The organism is Thiohalomonas denitrificans, from assembly GCF_900102855.1.
Taxonomy (GTDB): domain Bacteria; phylum Pseudomonadota; class Gammaproteobacteria; order Thiohalomonadales; family Thiohalomonadaceae; genus Thiohalomonas; species Thiohalomonas denitrificans.
Genome location: NZ_FMWD01000006.1, coordinates 186,572 through 206,017 on the forward strand (window position 1 = coordinate 186,572; position 19,446 = coordinate 206,017).

The following is a 19,446-nucleotide window of genomic DNA, read 5'->3' on the forward strand; positions in this document are numbered from 1 at the left end:
ACGGACCACGGGGAGAGAGGTTCAGGGCAGAATCAGCGCCTTTTCGAACTTGGCGGTTGAAACTTCCCCATGCTCTCCAGGAACAACAGCTTTCGGCCCTCGACACAGCACCGGTGCTTCCCGATACTATGGTTATGAGCGAAACCTCCTGTCTTACCAACCACTTTCTGATCGCCATGCCCGCGCTGGCGGACCCGAATTTCTCACACACGGTCACCTATATTTGCGAGCACAACCAAAAGGGAGCCATGGGGATTGTGATCAATCGCCCTTCCGGGTTGACGCTTGGCGAGGTGCTCGAGCATATGGATATCGAAGCCAGCCCCCGCGTGGATTTGCAGATGCCGGTCTTCGAGGGCGGCCCGGTCGAGCCTGAGCACGGATTCGTGGTCCATGCACCGGTAGGGGCATGGGACTCCAGTCTCAAGGTCACCGACGAAATCGCCGTCACCACCTCCCGTGATGTGCTCTCCGCCATCGCCCATGGAGAGGGCCCCAAACGGCACCTGTTTGCCCTCGGCTATGCCGGCTGGGGCGCCGGCCAGCTGGAGGAAGAGATCGCCAACAATGCCTGGCTGAGCGGGCCGGCCGATCCGCCCACCCTGTTCGAAACCGCACCCGAGCAGCGCTGGGCGGCGGCAGCGGCCCTGCTCGGCGTGGATGTCAACCTGCTGTCCAGTCAGATCGGACACGCGTGAACGCCAAATCCGAGCGCACCGAAAGCGGCAACGTGCTTGGCTTCGATTACGGCTTGCGATTCATTGGCATCGCCGTGGGTCAGACGCTCACCGGCGGAGCGCGTGAACTGATCACCCTGAGAAGTCGTGATCAACGACCTGACTGGGAGGGTATTTCGCAGCTGATAGAGGAGTGGCGCCCGGTCGCCCTGGTCGTGGGACTGCCCCTCGATCGGGAAGGCGGAGAGCAGGAATTGACCCATCGCGCCCGCCGCTTTGGTAATCAATTACGGGGCAGGTACAATCTGCCGGTATACATGGAGGACGAGCGCTTCACGTCGCTGGAGGCCTCGGGTCTCCTCATGGAGGCGCACGGCAGCCGTTACCGGAAAGAGGACGTGGACCGGCTTGCCGCCCGAATCATCCTGCAGGCCTGGCTGGATCAACACAGCAAATGACGACACCGTTACAACACGATCTCGACCGGGTGCTGGCGGGCATGGCGGCCCGCTTGCGCGCGACCCTGGAGGAGCGCGAGGTCACCGCGCCGCTGATGATCGGTATTCACACGGGTGGGGTTTGGGTTGCCGAGCACCTGCACTGCCTGTTGGGTATCGAGGAGCCGCTGGGAACGCTCGACATCAGCTTTTATCGCGACGACTTCGAGCGCATCGGCGTCCATCCGCAGGTCAAGCCCTCGAATCTGCCGTTCGAGGTGGAGGACCGTCACATCATTCTGGTTGATGACGTCCTGCAGACCGGCCGTACCATCCGTGCCGCCCTGAATGAAATCTTCGACTATGGCCGTCCCGCCTCGGTGCTACTCAGCATCCTGGTGGAGCGCAGCGGCCGCGAACTGCCCGTATGCGCCGATGTGGCGGGCCTGTCGATGGACCTGAGCCCGAGCGAGCAGGTCAAACTTACCGGACCGAAACCACTGACCCTCAGCCTGAAGCGGGTGAAATGAACACGCTGAAGAATCTGCAGCTGGATGCCAACGGCAACCTTCGGCATTTCCTTACCATCGAGGGGCTGCAACGCCAGACCCTGATCGACATCCTTGACCTTGCCGAGTCCTTCGCCAACATCAAAGCCCAGGCCGTGAAGAAGGTGCCACTGCTGCGCGGCAAGACGGTGGTCAACCTCTTCTTTGAAAACAGTACGCGTACCCGCACCACCTTCGAATTGGCCGCCAAGCGCCTCTCTGCCGACGTACTCAACATCAACATCACCACCTCCGCGGCCTCCAAGGGTGAAAGCCTGCTGGACATGCTCCACAACCTGGAGGCGATGCACTGCGACATGTTCGTCGTCCGCCACGCCGACAGCGGCGCAGCCCACTTCATCGCACAGAATGTGGCACCGCATATCTCGGTCATCAACGCCGGCGACGGTCAGCACGCCCATCCCACCCAGGCGATGCTCGACACCTTCACGATTCGTCGTCACAAAGGGGACTTCGGTGACCTGCGAGTGGCGATCGTCGGTGACATTCTGCACTCACGGGTGGCCCGTTCCCAGATCCACGCATTGACCACGCTGGGGGTCGGTGAGGTGCGGGTTATCGGGCCCAAGACCCTGCTGCCGATGGATCATCGCAGTCTGGGCGTGCACGTCTTTCACGACATGGAGTCGGGCCTGGCGGGTGTCGATGTGGTGATTATGCTGCGCCTGCAGCGCGAACGCATGGAGGGCGGTCTGCTCCCCAGCGAACACGAATTCTTCCAGCGTTACGGTCTTACCGAGGAGAAACTCAGCCTGGCCAAGCCGGATGCCATCGTCATGCACCCGGGCCCCATCAACCGCGGGGTGGAAATCAGCTCCGAGGTGGCCGACGGCCCACGCTCGGTCATTCTGGAACAGGTCAGCAACGGCATCGCCATACGCATGGCGGTCATGGCGATGGCTCTGGGCCGGCAACCGGGTGCGGAAACCGGGGGAGAGACGTCATGAGCGGTGCCATCCACATCCGCGGCGGACGGCTTGTCGACCCCTCCCAGAACCTCGACCGGGAGGCGGACCTCTTCATTCGCGATGGCCGGATGGCCGGAATCGGTACGGCGCCGCCCGGGTTCGAGGCGCAGCGCACCATTAATGCCGCGGGCCGGGTCGTCTGTCCCGGCCTGATCGACCTGCAGTCGCGACTACGCGAGCCCGGACAGGAGCACAAAGGCACCATCGCCAGTGAAACCGCCGCCGCGGCAGCCAGCGGGATCACCACCCTCTGCTGTCCCCCCGATACCGATCCGGTCATCGACAACCCGGCGGTCGCCGAACAGATCCTCTACCGTGCCGGCAAGGCGGGCAACAGCCGGGTTCTGCCCTTGGGAGCACTCACCGCCCGGCTTGCCGGAGAACACCTGGCGGAAATGCTGGCACTGCAGGAGAGCGGCTGTATCGCGGTCAGCAACGCATCGCGGCCGGTTCACAACACCCTGGTGATGCGCAGGGCCCTGGAGTATGCCGCCACTCTGGGGCTCACGGTGTTCATCAATAGTGAGGATCCCTGGCTCGGTGGTCACGGCTGCCTTCACGAGGGACAGGTGAGTACCCGACTCGGCCTGCCGGGCATCCCCGAGTGCGCCGAGGTCATCGGGATCTCCCGCGACCTGATCCTGGTGGAAAGAACCGGGGTGCGGGCCCACTTCAGCCGGCTGTCGACGGCGCGAGCCGTCGAGATGGTGGCCGCCGCCCGTGCCCGGGGTCTGCCGGTGACCTGCGATGTCACCGCCCACCAACTGTTCCTCACCGAAATGGACATCGGTGTATTCGACAGTCTCTGCCATGTACGACCGCCGCTACGCACCTTCCGTGATCGCGACGGCCTGCGCGCCGCCCTGGCCGATGGCGTCATCACCTCCGTCTGCTCCGACCACCAGCCCCACGACCCGGACGCCAAACTGGCGCCGTTTTCCGACACCGAACCCGGAATCTCGGCGCTCGAAACGCTGCTGCCGCTGCTGTTGCGTCTCGCCGACGAGAAGGTACTTCCACGCAGTGACGCCCTGGCCCGACTGACGATCGGCCCGGCCGAAGTACTGGGGAATGGCCTCGGGACGCTGGCACTCGATGCGCCAGCCGATGTCTGTATTTTCGATCCGGAGGCCTGGTGGCAGGTGAGTGAAGAGACGCTGGTCAGCCGCGGAAAAAACACGCCGCTCCTCGGCTGGGAGCTGAAGGGCCGCGTCACCCATACCCTGCTCGAGGGCCGTATTGTCTTCGAGCGCCAAGACAACCATTAGCCACTTAAATGACCAAACCGCATCGCAATACCCTCTTCCTGGAAGAGGCCGGGATACTGGCCCACGAGCACTACGAGGGTGACCAGCACGTTTTGCGTCTGGCGGCGCCGAAAATTGCTGCCAAGGCCGGGCCAGGGAGTTTCGTACACCTGACCTGCGATGCCAGTCGCCCGCTACGTCGTCCCATTTCCATCATGCGCAGTGACGGGGAGCGCGGTGAGATCCAGCTGCTCTACAAGGCCTTCGGGGAAGGCACGCACCTGCTCGCGCAACGGCGGGTGGGCGAGCGAATCAGTACCCTCGGCCCGATCGGGAACGGTTTTACGGTCGACCGGGAACGGAAGCGTCCACTGCTTATCGGCGGCGGCGTGGGGATCCCGCCCATGATTTTCCTGGCCGAGGAAGTGCGACGCACGGGAGGCTATGAGCCGCTGGTGCTCATGGGCTCGGAAGTGCCCTTCCCGTTTCGCGTACGCCCATCACAGATTCTGGTACCCGGCATCCCCGGCGGAGTGACCGGCGCCATGCCGCTGCTCGAGGACTGGGATATCGCCAGCCGACTCTGCAGCCTGCAGGGCTATGCCGGCTGCCACGAGGGCTTCGTCACCGATCTGGCGCGACACTGGCTGGAAACGATGGATGCCGCACAGCGTGAGCAGGTGTCTGTCTACGCCTGCGGACCACACCCCATGCTGGAGGCGGTCGCGGCCGTGGCGAAGGATTTCGACCTCCCGTGCCAGGTCTCCATGGAGGAGTTCATGGCCTGCGGCGTCGGCGGCTGTGCCGGCTGCACCATCCAGGTTACCACCGAGAGTGGCCCGGCCATGAAGCGGGTCTGCGTCGACGGCCCGGTATTTGAAGCTGAAACGATATTTTAGGGAAACTTCACCGAAAAGCTTCCGCTCCTGCTCACGCCCCTCACCTACATCCATGCAGGCGAAAACGCAAAGAGCGCCAGGACAACTGCAGATTGCACCGCAGACGACTACATGGATGTAGTCGTCTGCGGTGAAAGGTTTTTTCCCACACCCGCGACAAGACTCAGCGAATCAACCCGCCCGGACCGTCTTCATCGGTGGTCTCCTCCAAGGTCAGGCCTTCGAGGCCTTTGGTGAGATCTTCGGATGATTCGGCGGCACCGAGTTTCGCCATGATACGAACCTCGTTGGGTGAGTCGGCGTTGCGAGTGGCGTCTTCGAAGCTAATGGATCCCTCCATATAAAGGTTGTATAGCGCCTGGTCAAAGGTCTGCATGCCCTGTTCGCCGGACTTTTTCATCAGCTCCTTCATCTGATGGACTTCGCCCTTGTGGATCAGGTCGGCCATCAGTGGTGTGTTGATCATCACCTCAACCGCGGCCCGCCGGCCGATGCCATCCTTTTTCGGGATCAGGCGCTGCGCGATGACCGCTTTCATGTTCAGCGAAAGGTCCATCAACAGCTGCGGCCGGCGATCCTCCGGGAAGAAGTTGATCACGCGATCCATGGCCTGGTTGGCGTTATTGGCATGGAGAGTCGCCAGGCAGAGGTGGCCGGTCTCGGCGAAGGCAATGGCATGCTCCATGGTCTCGCGGTGACGGATCTCGCCAATCAAAATGACATCAGGCGCCTGGCGCAGTGTGTTGATGAGTGCATCCTCGAAGGTGTCGGTATCGATGCCCACCTCCCGTTGGGTCACGATGCACCCCTTGTGCTGGTGAATGTACTCGATAGGGTCTTCGATGGTGATGATATGACCCGTACTCTGGGTATTGCGGTGGTCCACCATGGCCGCCAGCGAGGTGGATTTACCGGAACCGGTGCCACCCACAAACAGGACGATACCGCGCTTGGTCATGGTCAGTTCGCGCAGGACGTCCGGCAGATCCAGATCATCAAACGTCGGGATCTTGGTCTCTATTTTGCGCAGCACCATACCTACCTGATTGCGCTGCTGAAAGACGTTGACACGGAACCGCCCGATACCGGAGCGGCTCAAGGCGAAATTGCTTTCGCGCCTTGCTTCGAATTCCGCCCTCTGCTCGGTATTCATGATGCCGTAGCAAATCTGCTTGGCCTGGTCGGGCGTCAAGCTGCCCTTGGCAACCGGCCCGATCTTGCCCGAGATCTTCATACTCGGCGGTATGCCGGCGGTGATGAACAGATCCGAGGCGTTCTTGTGCACCATCAATTTTAAAAGCGAGTCGAATTCCATGGCTGGCTCAGTGGCTAGTGGCTAGTTACTAGTTGCGAGGGTCAGCGGCCGGCGGCGAGGTCCACTCGCTACTAGCCACTAGCTACTCGCGACTATTTGAAGGCGTCTTTGTTCGAGGCCTTGGCGCGGGCATCCTGTTTTCCGATAACGCCCTTGTTCAGGAGTTCAGAGAGGTTCTGATCGAGGGTCTGCATGCCCAACTGCTGCCCGGTCTGTATGGCGGAATACATCTGGGCCACCTTACCCTCGCGAATGAGGTTACGAATGGCGGGGGTACCGATCATGATCTCATGCGCGGCGACACGGCCGCCCCCGACCTTCTTCAGCAAGGTCTGGGAGATGACCGCCCGCAGGGATTCGGACAGCATGGCGCGGACCATGTCCTTTTCCGCCGCCGGAAACACATCGATGATACGGTCAATGGTCTTGGCCGCAGAACTGGTGTGCAAGGTGCCAAACACCAGGTGACCGGTTTCGGCTGCGGTAAGTGCCAGGCGAATGGTCTCGAGGTCACGCATCTCACCGACCAGGATGGTGTCGGGATCTTCACGCAGTGCGGAGCGCAGGGCCTCATTGAAACCCAGCGTGTCGCGATGCACCTCGCGCTGGTTGATGAGGCACTTTTTCGACTCGTGCACAAACTCGATGGGGTCTTCGACGGTGAGTATGTGCCCGTAATCACTGTTATTCTTGTAATCGACCATCGCCGCCAGCGTGGTCGACTTACCCGAACCGGTGGGTCCGGTCACCAGCACCATTCCGCGCGGGGTGTCGGTGATATCCTTGAAGATAGGGGGACAGTGCAGTTCCTCCATCGTCAGGATCTTGGAGGGAATGGTACGGAACACCGCCCCGGCGCCGCGATTCTGATTGAAGGCATTGACGCGAAAACGCGCCAGCCCTTTGATTTCGAAGGAGAAGTCTGTCTCCAGATACTCCTCGAAATCCTTGCGCTGCTTATCGTTCATGATATCGTACACGAGTCCATGCACGACCTTGTGTTCCATTGGCGGTACATTGATGCGACGGATATCGCCATCGACGCGGATCATCGGCGGAAGCCCAGCGGAGAGATGCAAGTCGGAAGCGCCATTCTTGACGCCAAAGGCAAGCAGTTCCGTGATATCCATTACAATTCCCCTGAGGAGTTTCTGGTCCGCGACAACCGGACATGAACGCGAGCCGATACCTTATAACGTACCCGCATGACGTACAACAACGACAACCTAACCAGACGGCTCGAAGCCGTCCGTGACCGCCTCCGCAGGGCCGAAAAACGCTTCGGCCGCGAAGAGGCCGCGGTGGCGCTGGTGGCGGTCAGCAAGACCCGCCCTGCCGAAGCTATCCGCGCATGCGCCGAGGCCGGTCAGCAGCTATTTGGCGAAAGCTATTTGCAGGAGGCAACCGACAAGGTGACAGCCCTGTTCGGGTTGAACCTGCAATGGCATTTCATCGGTCCCATCCAGTCCAACAAGACACGACCGATCGCCGAAAACTTCCAGTGGGTGCACAGTGTCGATCGCCTGAAGATCGCCCGACGCCTGAGCGAGCAACGTCCCGAGGGAATACCGCCGCTCAACATTTGCCTGCAGGTGAACGTCAGCGGTGAAGTCAGCAAATCCGGGGCAGGCCTTGATGAACTCCCGAATCTGGCACATGAGGTAACGGCATTGCCCAATCTTCGCCTGCGCGGTCTGATGTGTATCCCGGCACCTGCTGATGACTTCGAGAAACAGCGGGAACCGTTTCGGAAACTTCGCGAGGCGAAAACGGCTTTGCAGCGGGATGGGCTGGATCTCGATACCCTGTCCATGGGCATGTCGCACGATCTCGAAGCGGCCGTGGCCGAAGGGGCAACGATGGTGCGCATCGGCACAGCCATCTTCGGGCCAAGAAACTATCGTTAGTGAACACCTAAGAGATTTACCGCAAAGGCGCAAAGTGCGCGAAGACCTGATGGCCTGTCAAGACGAGAGCAGAGTGACCGTATATTTTGTGCCGTTCGCTTCAGAATGCGGCTAGAGAGGAAAGTGCCGTAACCTATGGTAGTTATGGCAACCCGAAATTTTCGTAACTCAGGTTGTTTGTTGGGCCTTGCGATGCAGAATCCAGAAAATCATCGATCTTTGCGCGCTTTGCGCCTTTGCGGTTTGAAATCAAAGCCAATACGGAACTATCGAAGCGGGGAGTCTATGGAAAACAAGACCATCGGTTTCATCGGCGGGGGCAACATGGCCTCCAGCCTCATTGGTGGCCTGATCGCCGACGGCTTTCCGGCTGCACAGTTGTGGGTGGCCGATCCGGATGCGGAACGGCGTGAGGCACTGGGCCGGCGTTTCGGCGTCCACACCACGGCAGACAACCGCGAATTGACGGCACAGGCGGAAGTGGTGGTAATGGCAGTCAAGCCCCAGGTCATGCGCGAAGCCTGCCAGGCAATCGGGAACAGCGTCCTTGAGAAACAGCGGCTGGTGATCTCGATCGCGGCCGGGATCCGCATCGAGGCTATCGAGCGCTGGCTGGGAGGCCCCTGTGCCATCGTGCGCACCATGCCCAACACGCCTTCACTGGTGGGCAGCGGGGCAACCGCCCTGTTTGCCAATGCCCGGGTGCAGGCGGACCAGCGGGAACTGGCGGAGGCCATGCTGCGGGCGGTCGGGCTCACGCTGTGGCTCGATGACGAGTCGCAAATGGACGCGGTTACGGCGGTCTCAGGAAGCGGTCCGGCGTATTTCTTCCTAATGATGGAACTGCTCGAAAATGCCGGCACCAGCCTGGGGCTGAAACGGGAGACCGCCCGGTTACTCTCGCTACAGACCGCGTTCGGTGCCGCCAAGCTGGCGTTGGAAAGCCTCGACGACAGCGCCACCCTGCGGGCCCGGGTCACCTCGCCCGGCGGCACCACCGAACGTGCCGTGGCCCTGTTCGAAGAGGGCGGCCTGCGTGAGCTGTTTGAGAAGGCCGTTAGCGGCGCAAGGGATCGCGCGGTCGAGTTGGCCGACAAGCTGGAAAGTGAAAAACCATGAACGGCTACCTGACCACACCACTGCAGTTTCTCATCGGCACGCTGTTCTCTCTCTATGTGTTGGCGATCCTGCTGCGCTTTCTGCTGCAGCAACTGCAAGCGGACTTCTACAATCCGGTATCGCAGTTCCTCGTCAAAATCACCAATCCGCCGTTGCGGCCGCTACGGCGGCTAATCCCGGGCATCGGGGGCATCGATGTCGCCTCCCTGGTACTGATGTTTCTCATTCAGCTGCTTGCGGTAGCCCTGGTCGGCGCTCGGGTGGGAGCGGGCTATCTACCCGGACTGATCGCGACCGGCGCCATTCAGCCGGTGGGTACACTCATCGGTCTGACGATCGTCGAGTTGGTGGATCTGGCCTTCAATGTATTCATCTTTGCGGTAATTATTCAGGCCGTTTTGAGCTGGGTGAATCCGGGTGCCTACAGTCCGGTCTCCTCTATCCTTCACAGCCTGACCGAGCCGGTACTGCGGCCGGTGCGCCGCTTCATCCCTCCGATGTCCGGCCTGGACCTGTCGCCGCTGGTGGCAATCCTCGGACTGCAGGTGCTGAAGATGCTGGTCCTGCCGCCGGTCCGCCAGCTGGCACTGGGCGGCTGACCATGCCCGCATGGTTCGAGTGGAAGGGGGAGGAGCTGCTGTTATCCCTGCGAATCCAGCCGCGGGCCCGCCGTGATGAAATTACCGGACCGCACGGCGGCGTACTGAAAGTACGCATAACCGCACCCCCGGTCGACGGCAAGGCCAATGCCCATCTGCTCAGGTATCTTGCCAGGACATTTGACGTCAACCGTGCGCAGATCGAGATGGTGAGCGGGCAGACCGGTCGCGACAAGAGGGTCCGGATCCGGTCACCGGGTCAGCTGCCAGAGAGTGCTGCAATTCAACGAGAGCCGAAAGACAGGACCTGATTCACTTGTTATCGGCGACGATTTACCTATAGTGGACTCCCCTGGTCCGGCGCGACCATGGACCGAACAAGAGGCGAGCAATGGAACACATGCGTTTCAATGAACAAATCCAGGCATTCGACCACTGGAAGAACGAGGTCATTGCCGGCATCGAGAAATATCAACGCTGGCTGGATAAGGCCGGGGTGGGGGACCCCGAGGACGAGTTGCGGATCTACGAGATCCTGCAGTCCTTGCGCTCCGACCGGCTGACGATCGCCTTTGTCGCCGAGTTTGCGCGGGGCAAGACGGAACTCATCAACGCCATCTTCTTTTCGGAATATGATCGGCGGCTACTGCCCTCCGAGGCCGGCCGCACCACCATGTGTCCGACCGAACTATTCTACGATACCGATGCGGAGCAGGCCTACGTGCGACTGCTGCCCATCGAAACGCGCCTGAACGAGACCAGCCTCAACGAATATAAGGCGGAACCGATTCATTGGGCACAGATCGAACTGGACCTGTCGAGCCCCGAGAGTATGGCCGAAGCCTTCCAGGAGGTAGTCCGGACCAAGAGCGTACCCAGAGCCGAGGCCGAAAAGCTGGGACTATTCTGCGAGAAGGACGACTACTCCAGGTTAAACGATGGCACCTTCCCGGATGAAATCGACATCCCGATGTGGCGCCATGCGCTCATCAGCTTCCCGCACCCTTTGCTAAAAAAAGGACTGGTCATTCTCGATACGCCGGGAATGAATGCACTCGGTTCCGAACCGGAGCTGACGGTGAGCATGCTACCGAGTGCCCAGGCCGTAATGTTCATCCTCGCCGCCGACACGGGTGTTACCAAATCCGATCTGGACATGTGGCGACACAATGTCATGCCCCTGCGCAAGGAGAAAGGCAAGGGATTGATCGTGGTGCTGAACAAGGTGGATACACTCTGGGACGAGCTTAGGGGCGAATCGAGCATCACGCACACGATCGCGGAGCAGCGGGGAAAGGCGGCCGAAGTCCTTGGCATCGATAGTGAAACCGTCTTTCCGGTGTCCGCCCAAAAGGGGCTTCTGGCCAAGATCCGTCACGATCGTGAACTGCTGGAGCGCAGCAATGTCCTGGCGCTCGAAACCCTGCTTGCAGAAGAGATCCTTCCCTACAAACAGCGGCTGGTCCGCGAACATGTCACCACCGAAATTGGCGGCATGATCAAAGAGACACACGATCTGCTTTCGCAGCGCCTGAACGCCACCACATCGCAACTCGAGGAGTTGCGTGGCTTATCGGGCAAGAACGACGACGTGATCACGCACCTGATGAAAAAGACCCGTGAGGAGCAGGTTGCCTATCATCAGAATGTGGAAAGTTTTCAGGCCAACAAACGCATCCTCTCCGAACGGAGCGAAGAGCTCAAAAAGCTGCTGGACCTGAAACGGCTCGACGACCTGGTTAACAGGACCCGAAAACAGATGACCGGCAGCTGGACCACCCATGGCCTCAAGGACGGCATGAAGAGCTTCTTCGACTCCGCTCAGGGCATGCTGCAGGAGGTCGATGAATACAACCGGCAGCTCAGCCGTCTGGTAACCACGATCTACCGCAAGTTCCAGAAAGAACACGGCATCGATAACGTCAAGCCGGTGCTCTATGTCACCACAAAGTATGTAAAGGATCTCGAGCAGTTGTACGCCGATGCCGAAGAATTTCGCAAGAGCCCGTTCACGACCATGACCGAGCAATCCTTCGTGGTGAAGAAATTCTTTATCAGTCTGGTCAGTCATGCCCGCAACGTGTTCTATCGTGCCCATCGTGATGCGGACAAATGGAACAAGGCGGTAATGACGCCGCTGGTGCGCCAGATCAAGGAACACAAGGCGCAGATGGAAAAACGGCTCGAGAATCTGCGCAAAATCAACGACTCTCGCGAAACGCTGGAATCCCGCATCGAGGAGCTGGAAAAAAATGCGTTAAAACTTCAGTCCCAGTTCGCCGAGGTGGAATCCATTCTCCGGATTATCGACCAACCGCTGAAGACATCGCCGGGCGGAAAAACTGCACGGGAAGCGTCGGCGGCAGTCGTCGAATAGCGGTCGCAGGCCCCATCTGCCAGGCCGTCCCCTGGCGGGTCTATAGTTATACCTAAACCACCCCTACGGGAGGCTCGAGATGGCAACCCTGCGCACATTGACGATTATTGCCGCCACGGCCCTGCTCCTGCCGGCGATTGCTCACGCGGGCAAGTTTCGCGATTTCGATGATTACAGGGTGCATTTCAGCGCCTTCAGCTCCACGATTATCGCCCCTGAAGTGGCCCGCGCCTACAATCTGCCACGCAGCGACTACCGGGGCATGCTGAATATCACCGTGCAGCACAAGGAAGACGATTCACCACCCTATCCTGGCGTTAACGCCGACCTGCAGGTGCAGGCCACCAATCTGGCCAATCAGACCAAGCAGATCTCCATGCAGCGAATCGAAGAGGGCGCAGCCATCTACTACATCGGTGGATTCCCCGTCAGCGATCGTGAGGTCCTGAACTTTCGGGTGAACATTCAGCCCGAGGGCAGTGACCAAATCTACGATCTGCAATTTCAGCAGCAGTTCTTTACGTCAGACAGGGATTGACGGCGGAGCCCAGAGCGCCTGGCGGGCTTGGAAATCGGAGCAAACATGCTGCCAGATAGGATTATCCCCAAATCCAGGGGCTTGCCAACGTTGCCACGCCGAAGGCGATGACGGTGGCCCCGGCAATCCGACGCACCCAGACTTGTCGGGTCCAGGCGGCCAGCCGGGCGGCAAAAAGCCCCATCGCGAGCAGATTGGGCAGCGTACCAAGACCGAAGGCCAGCAGCAGCAGCGCACCTTCGACAGCACTGCCCGCCGCTATCGCCCAGATAAGGATGCTGTAGACCAGACCGCAAGGCAGCCAGCCCCAGACCAGCCCCATCGCCACGGCCTGGGGCAGGGTGCGGACGGGAAGCAACTTGCGACCCAGTGGCTCCAGACGCCGCCATACACCACCGCCAACTCTCTCCAGGCGAGCAATCCCGAACCACCAGCCTCCCAGGTAGAGGCCCAGCGCCACCATAAAGAAGCCGGCCACGAACTGCAGCACATGTTGCGCCTGATTGACGGCCAGCAGATTGGCTGCGACGACTCCCACACCCCCGAACAGGGCGCCGGCAAGGGTATAACTGATCAGTCGTCCGGCGTTATAGCCAAGCAGGTAAGGCAGGACACCGTAGTGCTTTTCTCTCACGCCGGGGGGAAGGCCCAGGCCCAGCGCCCCGACGATCCCGCCACACATTCCGATACAGTGAACTCCTCCGAGCAACCCGGCAAGAAATGCTGCGGCCAGGCTGAACTCAATCACGGACGTTCTCCTCCGCCGGTACAAAGCGCCAGGCGAGCCAGACCAAAATCAGTACCGGCAACCCCATCAGTGCTGTAGCCACGAAGAATTCCGGGTAACTGAAGGCATCCACCGCCGTGCCGGAAAATCCACCGACAAACTTTGGCAACAGCATCATCAATGAACTGAACAGCGCATACTGGGTGGCCGAATAGGAGATATTGGTCAGGCCCGAGAGATAGGCGACGAAGGCCGCCGACGCAAGACCGCCGCTCAGATTGTCCATCCCCACGACGACAATCAACAGCGACAGATCATGCCCCACAGTAGCAAGCAGTGCGAACAGCAGATTGGTCGCTGCGGCAAGCAGCGCGCCGATAAAGAGGATACGCATCACGCCGAAGCGCCCCACCAGGGCTCCGCCGAGTACCGCGCCCAGCAGCGTCATTGCTATACCGAAGACCTTGGTCACATTGGCGACTTCCGCTTTCGTAAAGCCCATATCGACATAAAAAATATTGGCCACGACGCCGAGGACGATATCGGAAATGCGATACGTGGCAATCAACGCAAGCAGCAAGAGCGCATGCCAGCGGTAGCGACGCAGAAAATCGGCAAAGGGGCTGACCACGGCACGCCACATCCACTCGATGGCGCGCTCCAGTCGTCGTGGCAGCGAGCGCCATCCGCGCAAGGTCGTGGCCCCCACCTCCTCCTTCGCCATTGTGGCCGCATCCACCTTCACGTCGGGTTCACGGACGATCAGGGTGGTGAGGATCCCGATCCCCATTAATCCAGCCATGGTGCTGTAGGCGAACAGCCAGGGCAGGTGTTGATAACTCCCCTCGTCCGGGTCGAACCAGGCCGCCACCCAGAGCACACCCGCCGAGGCGCTGATCATCGCCAGCCGATACCCGATCATGTAGGTGGAGGCCATGGCGGCCTGAATGCGCTGTGGCGCGCTTTCGATTCGAAAGGCGTCGACCGCGATGTCCTGTGTGGCCGAAGCAAAGGCGGCCAATACGGCCAGTACCACCAGTTGTGAAAGGTTGCTGGAGGGATCGGAAAAGGCCATGCCGAGCAGCGCCACAACGACTGTGAGCTGGGAAGCCAGCAACCAGGCCCGCCGTCGGCCAAGTGTGCGGGTCAGCAGGGGTAACGGTAATCGGTCAACCAGCGGTGCCCATGCCCATTTGAACCCGTAGGCCAGAGCCGCCCAGCTGATGAAACCGATAGTTCCACGTTCGACTCCCGCCTCCCGCAGCCAGAAGGAGAGCGTGCCAAACACGAGCAGGAGCGGCAATCCGGAGGAAAAGCCCAAGAAAAGCATCGTCGCTACCCGCGGATGGCGGTAGAGCCGAAAGCCGTCACGAAATCCGGTAGTGGTATTGCTCATGCAGCTGTGCTGGGAAGTTCCGGGTCGATGTGGGAGAGAAAGTTACCTCCCGCATGCTACCTCTCCCGCACTCAACACGCCACTTGAGCAAGTCGGAGGTGAGATGCGGACCCCCTTCCCCCCTCTGGCACTTGTCCTTCCGGGCCGAATCCCGGAGGTCCGCATCGCCGGGGTCAATGCTCCATCTGCTGCACGGTCGCTCTTGCCGAATCCCGCAGGCGCTGCACACAGGTCCTGACCGGTCCGGAGATCGCCGTAGAGAGCGTACGATCCGCCTGTTCGGCAATCCCCCGCTCCAAAACGCTTACCTCCCTCTTCAGGGTTTCGGAGAGGGTGTGGGCGTTTTCAGAAAAAGAGCGTTTCACCAGGGCAGCCAAACGACTGAAAGATTCCCGGTCCTCGTCCAGGGCATCGGGAAGGTCACCCAGCGCGCGTATGTGGGCACTCAGCTCGCGTCCGCTCGCCTGCCGCTGTTCGGCCAGGTCTCCAAGGAGAGTGGCAAGGGCAGTGTCCTGCGTCCATTCGGCTGCATCACGGTAGTGCAGGCTGGCTTCATTACAACGAACCAGCAGTTCATTCAGCTCCGCAAGCCGCTCATCGCGCAACACACTCACGAATCGGCCTCCGGCACAAACACCTCGATGGCTTCGGGCACCACGCGGAACAGGGTCGGCGTATGGGTAATCAACTCTCCATCAGCCGCAACCGGCAGAGGCGGTGATGTAGTGATGCGGATCTCCCTCCCGTCATCGCGCATGGCGGCGCTGCCCGGTTGCGCGCCACGCCATATCCCGGTCGCAGTTCGCGGAAGTCGCCACCAGGGCTGGGGACGAATACCATAAAGATGAAAAATGCCATCAGCCACATCGGCTTCCTCCTGAATCAATATGCCACCGCCGTGACGTCGGCCATTACCCACCACCAAATGCATCAGGTGTTCCCGGCGTTGTCGCCCGTCGCAGACAATTTCAGCCACAAAAGGCTGGTTGCGTTTCCAGGCGCGACGCAGTGCCCGCAGGTATCCGATCACCCCCCAACGCCGCTTCTCCCTGGTGGTCAGCTCCAGATCCACGGAAGTGCCCAGACCGACATTGGCAGCATTGAAAAACGCAACGCCGTTGGCTTCCCCGTAATCGATGCGCTTTTTTATCCCCCGCACGATCACCTCGGCGGCTTCATCAGGGTCATTGGGAATATTCAGCGAGTGGGCCAGGTCATTGGCCGTCCCCAGCGGCAGGATACCGACCGGACGTCCGCAGCGCGCCAGTGCCGCGCCCAATTGATTGAAGGTGCCGTCACCGCCACCCACGACGATCACATCGGCCATTGCACAGTAGCGACGCAGCAGCAGTACGCCCTCGGCGGGTGTATCGGGAGTCACCTGTTGCACGGTAAAGCCGTGAGATGAAAGCCGCTTCGCGACGCCGTCCACGCCGGCTTCCCCGTAGCGACTATGGCGATTGACCAGTAGCAGAAGAGAAGGCACAGAGGTTTCCAGGCTATGACCCAACAGGTGAGACCCTCAAATCAGTTTAGTTCAGTGCGGCCACGACCAGGACAGCTATCGAGGCAACAAGCCGACCATCCCCTGTTACAATACGCCACCGTTTTGCACCGAGGTGGGTCATGCAGGATTACAAACGCGAATTCATCGAATTCGCATTGGCGAGCGATGTGCTCCGTTTTGGAGAATTCACCCTGAAGTCGGGTCGGCTGAGCCCCTATTTCTTTAATGCCGGCCTGTTCAACAGTGGCGCCAAGCTGGCCCAGTTGGGTCGTTTCTATGCTGCGGCAATCCAGGACGCTGACATCAAGTTTGACGTCCTCTTCGGCCCGGCCTACAAGGGCATTCCGCTGGCCGGAGCCGCTGCGATTGCCCTGGCCGACCACCATGATCGTGATGTGCCCTTCAGCTTCAATCGCAAAGAGGTGAAAGAGCATGGTGAGGGGGGAAATATCGTCGGGGCCCCGCTTGCCGGCGAAGTGCTGATCGTCGATGACGTAATCACTGCCGGGACTGCGGTCGGAGAATCCATGGCACTTATCGAAGCGGCAGGGGCAAAGGCCGCCGGGGTAGTGATCGCGTTGGACCGGCAGGAGCGAGGCAAGGGAGAGCTCTCAGCCATCCAGGAAGTGAAGGCAAAATACCAGATTCCCGTCGTCAGCATCGTCACCCTTGATGATCTGGCGCGGTTTCTCCAGCACAACGACACGTTCAAGCCACACCTGGAGAAAATCCGGGCCTACCGCGATCGCTACGGTATTAGCTGACGCCAGGGGTTCGCAAAGCAGCAAACTGTGGTTGCCCACCAGCTGAGAAAGACGGCGGGCGATTGCGGCAGTATAATGAGCCCCGATCCGCCCTAACAGGAAGGAGTGTGCCTGTGATCCCGAAAAACCTGACCCTCCTCGCCGCCGGACTGCTGTTGACGGCAGTTCAGACCGCCGCCGCGATTGAATGCTGGACCAACAGCGATGGCTTCCGCGAATGCGGCAACGTGGTACCGCCGGAATATGCACAGGACCAAGTAAATACGCTGAACAACCGCGGTCTGACGGTGGAGGTGAAGGAGCGCGCCAAGAGCCGGGAAGAATTGGCGGAAGAGCGCCGGCGAAACGCCGAAGCCGAGCACCGTCGCGCCAGCGAAGAGGCGCGGCGAGCAAGGCAGGAAAACCACGATCGCGTATTGCTGTCGACCTTCACCACCGAGGAGGAGCTGATCGCTTCCGGGAATCGCAAGACCGCAGCGATTGAGGCGACCATCGATGTTACCAGACGCTCCATGGACAACACCCGGAAATCCCTGCAGAAACACGAGGAGCGCGCCACCCGGCTCGATCAAGCGAACCGCCCGATCCCCGAGAGCCTGCAACAGGACATCATCAGCCTGAAAAGGCAAATCGCCGATAAACAGGCGCACATCGACAGCAAGGAAGCGGAAAAGGCGGCCCTGCAGAGACAGAACCAAGAAGACCTTGAGCGATTCCGTTATCTGAAAAGCCGGAGGCGTCGCTAACTAAGCGCTGCTCACTGCAAGATCGCAGAGTGACTGCCCGCCTGCTCCGTACGGATCCGGGATCCGTAGCCCTGAACGACTCCGCCGACCCTGCGCCCTGTTTTGGGTCGGCCGCCGCTACGGCTCCATGGCCGTGGCCGGCTCGAGCAGGGCGGCGCGCAGCAGATTCCATTGCTGCTCCCAATGTTCCAGGGGCGAGCGAGTAAACCCCGAGCGCACGAACTGATTCATGCGCCCTTCCGCCGTGGCGAGAAGCAGGTTGGCAACCGCCGACACCGGCAGGTCCGTGGCGGCATCCCCGGCCGCCTGACCTTCGCGCAGGGCCTGTTTGAACTGTGTCTCGACCCGATCGAAGAACTGGCCGATACGGGCGCGCAGCCGATCCGTTTCACCGGTCAGCGCGTCACCCATCAGGATCCGGGTGATGCCGGGATTGCGATCGGAGAAGCCCAGCAGCACAAGCAGGATCTTTTCGCAGCGGTTCGCCACCTGTCGCTCGTCGGCCACGATGCGGTTGATCAGTCCGAATACCGACTCCTCGATAAACTCGATCAAGCCTTCATAGATCTTGGCCTTGCTGGGAAAGTGCCTATAGAGGGCGGCCTCGGAGACCCCTACGGCCCGGGCGAGTGCGGCCGTGGTAATGCGTGCCCCGGGACTGGTCTCCAGCTCCCGGGCAAGGGCCTCGAGGATCTGCTGCCGCCGTGGCGGTTTGTTGTTCTCGTTATTCATACGCCCACTCCCCCTTAACCGTTTTCAATCAACGTACCGACACCGGCATCCGTAAAAATCTCCAGCAGCAGGGCGTGAGGCACGCGCCCGTCGATGATGTGGGCCGTCCGCACACCGGACTGCACCGCCTCCAGGGCACAGCGGATCTTGGGCAACATGCCGCCATGGATGGTGCCATCGGCAATCAGTTCGTCGACACGAGTGGACGAAAGACCGGTGAGCACCTCTTCCTCCTTGTCCAGCAGTCCGGCCGTATTGGTCAGCAGTATCAGCTTTTCGGCACCAAGGCCCTCGGCCAGCTTGCCGGCAACCACATCGGCGTTGATGTTGTAGGACTGCCCATCGCGGCCCACGCCGATCGGCGCCACCACGGGAATGAAATCGCCATGGATCAGCATATCCACCACTTCGGCGTTGATATGCTCCACCTCGCCCACATGGCCGATATCGATGATCTCGGGCGTGTTCATCTCCGGCGCGCTGCGTGTGAAGGTCATCTTGCGGGCATGGATCAGGTCGCCATCCTTGCCAGTCAGCCCCACGGCGCGTCCGCCGTTTCGGTTGATCAGTGAGACGATCTCCTTGTTGACCAGACCACCGAGCACCATCTCCACCACATCCATGGTTTCCGAGTCGGTTACCCGCATGCCTTCGACAAACCGGCTCTCCTTGCCGATGCGTTCCAGCAGCTCGCCGATCTGCGGACCTCCGCCATGCACGACCACGGGATTCATGCCCACCAGCTTCATCAACACCACGTCGCGGGCGAAGCCCGTTTTCAGGGCGTCATCCACCATGGCATTACCGCCGTATTTGATCACCAGGGTCTTGCCGGAGAAGCGGCGGATGTAGGGCAGCGCTTCGCTCAGAACCTTGGCGCTGTTGAGGGCTGCGTCTCGATCTTTATTCATGGCCTGATATT

Annotated in this window: 22 protein-coding genes; 14 read left to right on the forward strand and 8 right to left on the reverse strand. The window is 60.5% G+C overall.

What is annotated here, in order from left to right; translation table 11 throughout:
* The first annotated feature begins 134 nt into the window (after positions 1 to 134).
* The 6 genes from BLP65_RS10955 to BLP65_RS10980 are packed head-to-tail and all read left to right on the forward strand — an operon-like array spanning position 135 to position 4,797.
* On the forward strand, positions 135 to 698 hold the full coding sequence (locus tag BLP65_RS10955; RefSeq protein ID WP_092996826.1) for a YqgE/AlgH family protein: 564 nt from the start codon (positions 135 to 137) through the stop codon (positions 696 to 698).
* Positions 695 to 1,135: a Holliday junction resolvase RuvX gene (gene ruvX, locus BLP65_RS10960; RefSeq protein ID WP_092996829.1), complete on the forward strand. Its 441-nt coding sequence runs from the start codon at positions 695 to 697 to the stop codon at positions 1,133 to 1,135. The genes BLP65_RS10955 and ruvX overlap by 4 nt, the downstream gene beginning before the upstream one ends.
* Positions 1,132 to 1,644, forward strand: coding sequence for a bifunctional pyr operon transcriptional regulator/uracil phosphoribosyltransferase PyrR (pyrR, locus tag BLP65_RS10965; RefSeq protein WP_092996831.1), 513 nt, complete (start codon positions 1,132 to 1,134; stop codon positions 1,642 to 1,644). The genes ruvX and pyrR overlap by 4 nt, the downstream gene beginning before the upstream one ends.
* 5 nt (positions 1,645 to 1,649) lie before the next feature.
* On the forward strand, positions 1,650 to 2,630 hold the full coding sequence (locus BLP65_RS10970) for an aspartate carbamoyltransferase catalytic subunit (protein ID WP_092997125.1): 981 nt from the start codon (positions 1,650 to 1,652) through the stop codon (positions 2,628 to 2,630).
* Entirely contained in the window at positions 2,627 to 3,919 is a 1,293-nt protein-coding gene (locus BLP65_RS10975; RefSeq protein ID WP_092996834.1) for a dihydroorotase, read from the forward strand. Before BLP65_RS10970 ends, BLP65_RS10975 begins: the two co-directional genes overlap by 4 nt.
* A gap of 8 nt (positions 3,920 to 3,927) precedes the next feature.
* The gene (locus tag BLP65_RS10980) at positions 3,928 to 4,797 is read left to right on the forward strand and encodes a dihydroorotate dehydrogenase electron transfer subunit (RefSeq protein ID WP_092996837.1); all 870 of its coding nucleotides are present in this window, start codon (positions 3,928 to 3,930) and stop codon (positions 4,795 to 4,797) included.
* A gap of 163 nt (positions 4,798 to 4,960) precedes the next feature.
* Here BLP65_RS10980 and BLP65_RS10985 read toward each other — a convergent pair whose 3' ends face one another.
* Both BLP65_RS10985 and BLP65_RS10990 read right to left on the reverse strand, forming a co-directional pair.
* Complete coding sequence (locus BLP65_RS10985; protein WP_092996840.1) at positions 4,961 to 6,112, reverse strand: PilT/PilU family type 4a pilus ATPase; 1,152 nt, start codon at positions 6,110 to 6,112, stop codon at positions 4,961 to 4,963.
* Between the two features lie 92 nt (positions 6,113 to 6,204).
* Positions 6,205 to 7,242, reverse strand: coding sequence for a type IV pilus twitching motility protein PilT (locus BLP65_RS10990; RefSeq protein WP_092996843.1), 1,038 nt, complete (start codon positions 7,240 to 7,242; stop codon positions 6,205 to 6,207).
* Positions 7,243 to 7,317: 75 nt separating this feature from the next.
* Here BLP65_RS10990 and BLP65_RS10995 point away from each other — a divergent pair, with 75 nt between their 5' ends.
* From BLP65_RS10995 to BLP65_RS11020, 6 genes are all read left to right on the forward strand, one after another.
* On the forward strand, positions 7,318 to 8,019 hold the full coding sequence (locus tag BLP65_RS10995; protein WP_092996846.1) for a YggS family pyridoxal phosphate-dependent enzyme: 702 nt from the start codon (positions 7,318 to 7,320) through the stop codon (positions 8,017 to 8,019).
* A gap of 285 nt (positions 8,020 to 8,304) precedes the next feature.
* The gene (proC, locus tag BLP65_RS11000; RefSeq protein WP_092996849.1) at positions 8,305 to 9,138 is read left to right on the forward strand and encodes a pyrroline-5-carboxylate reductase; all 834 of its coding nucleotides are present in this window, start codon (positions 8,305 to 8,307) and stop codon (positions 9,136 to 9,138) included.
* Entirely contained in the window at positions 9,135 to 9,737 is a 603-nt protein-coding gene (locus BLP65_RS11005) for a YggT family protein (RefSeq protein ID WP_092996852.1), read from the forward strand. Before proC ends, BLP65_RS11005 begins: the two co-directional genes overlap by 4 nt.
* Positions 9,738 to 9,739: 2 nt before the next feature.
* Complete coding sequence (locus BLP65_RS11010) at positions 9,740 to 10,048, forward strand: DUF167 family protein (protein ID WP_092996855.1); 309 nt, start codon at positions 9,740 to 9,742, stop codon at positions 10,046 to 10,048.
* Positions 10,049 to 10,128: 80 nt separating this feature from the next.
* A complete protein-coding gene (locus BLP65_RS11015; RefSeq protein WP_092996858.1) occupies positions 10,129 to 12,114 on the forward strand; it encodes a dynamin family protein in 1,986 nt (661 codons plus the stop codon).
* Between the two features lie 79 nt (positions 12,115 to 12,193).
* Positions 12,194 to 12,652: a DUF4426 domain-containing protein gene (locus BLP65_RS11020; RefSeq protein WP_092996861.1), complete on the forward strand. Its 459-nt coding sequence runs from the start codon at positions 12,194 to 12,196 to the stop codon at positions 12,650 to 12,652.
* A 61-nt stretch (positions 12,653 to 12,713) separates the two neighbouring features.
* Here the strand turns inward: BLP65_RS11020 and BLP65_RS11025 are convergent, their stop codons facing one another.
* The 4 genes from BLP65_RS11025 to BLP65_RS11040 form a co-directional block, all read right to left on the reverse strand.
* Entirely contained in the window at positions 12,714 to 13,400 is a 687-nt protein-coding gene (locus BLP65_RS11025; protein WP_092996864.1) for a sulfite exporter TauE/SafE family protein, read from the reverse strand.
* Complete coding sequence (locus BLP65_RS11030; protein ID WP_092996867.1) at positions 13,393 to 14,775, reverse strand: AmpG family muropeptide MFS transporter; 1,383 nt, start codon at positions 14,773 to 14,775, stop codon at positions 13,393 to 13,395. The genes BLP65_RS11025 and BLP65_RS11030 overlap by 8 nt, the downstream gene beginning before the upstream one ends.
* A gap of 173 nt (positions 14,776 to 14,948) precedes the next feature.
* Positions 14,949 to 15,389 carry a DUF2383 domain-containing protein gene (locus tag BLP65_RS11035; RefSeq protein WP_092996870.1) on the reverse strand — a complete coding sequence of 147 codons (441 nt, stop codon included), beginning with the start codon at positions 15,387 to 15,389 and terminating at the stop codon, positions 14,949 to 14,951.
* Entirely contained in the window at positions 15,386 to 16,261 is an 876-nt protein-coding gene (locus tag BLP65_RS11040; protein ID WP_175452537.1) for a lipid kinase, read from the reverse strand. The genes BLP65_RS11035 and BLP65_RS11040 overlap by 4 nt, the downstream gene beginning before the upstream one ends.
* Positions 16,262 to 16,401: 140 nt before the next feature.
* Between BLP65_RS11040 and pyrE the strand changes: the two genes are divergently transcribed.
* Both pyrE and BLP65_RS11050 read left to right on the forward strand, forming a co-directional pair.
* Positions 16,402 to 17,046, forward strand: coding sequence for an orotate phosphoribosyltransferase (gene pyrE / locus BLP65_RS11045; RefSeq protein WP_092996875.1), 645 nt, complete (start codon positions 16,402 to 16,404; stop codon positions 17,044 to 17,046).
* Positions 17,047 to 17,159: 113 nt separating this feature from the next.
* On the forward strand, positions 17,160 to 17,792 hold the full coding sequence (locus BLP65_RS11050; RefSeq protein WP_092996878.1) for a DUF4349 domain-containing protein: 633 nt from the start codon (positions 17,160 to 17,162) through the stop codon (positions 17,790 to 17,792).
* Between the two features lie 117 nt (positions 17,793 to 17,909).
* On the opposite strand, the gene slmA is transcribed toward BLP65_RS11050, so the two are convergent.
* Positions 17,910 to 18,524 (reverse strand): nucleoid occlusion factor SlmA, encoded by a 615-nt coding sequence (slmA, locus tag BLP65_RS11055; protein ID WP_092996881.1) that lies wholly within the window; start codon positions 18,522 to 18,524, stop codon positions 17,910 to 17,912.
* Between the two features lie 14 nt (positions 18,525 to 18,538).
* A complete protein-coding gene (argB, locus tag BLP65_RS11060; RefSeq protein ID WP_092997128.1) occupies positions 18,539 to 19,435 on the reverse strand; it encodes an acetylglutamate kinase in 897 nt (298 codons plus the stop codon).
* Between the last annotated feature and the right edge of the window lie 11 nt (positions 19,436 to 19,446).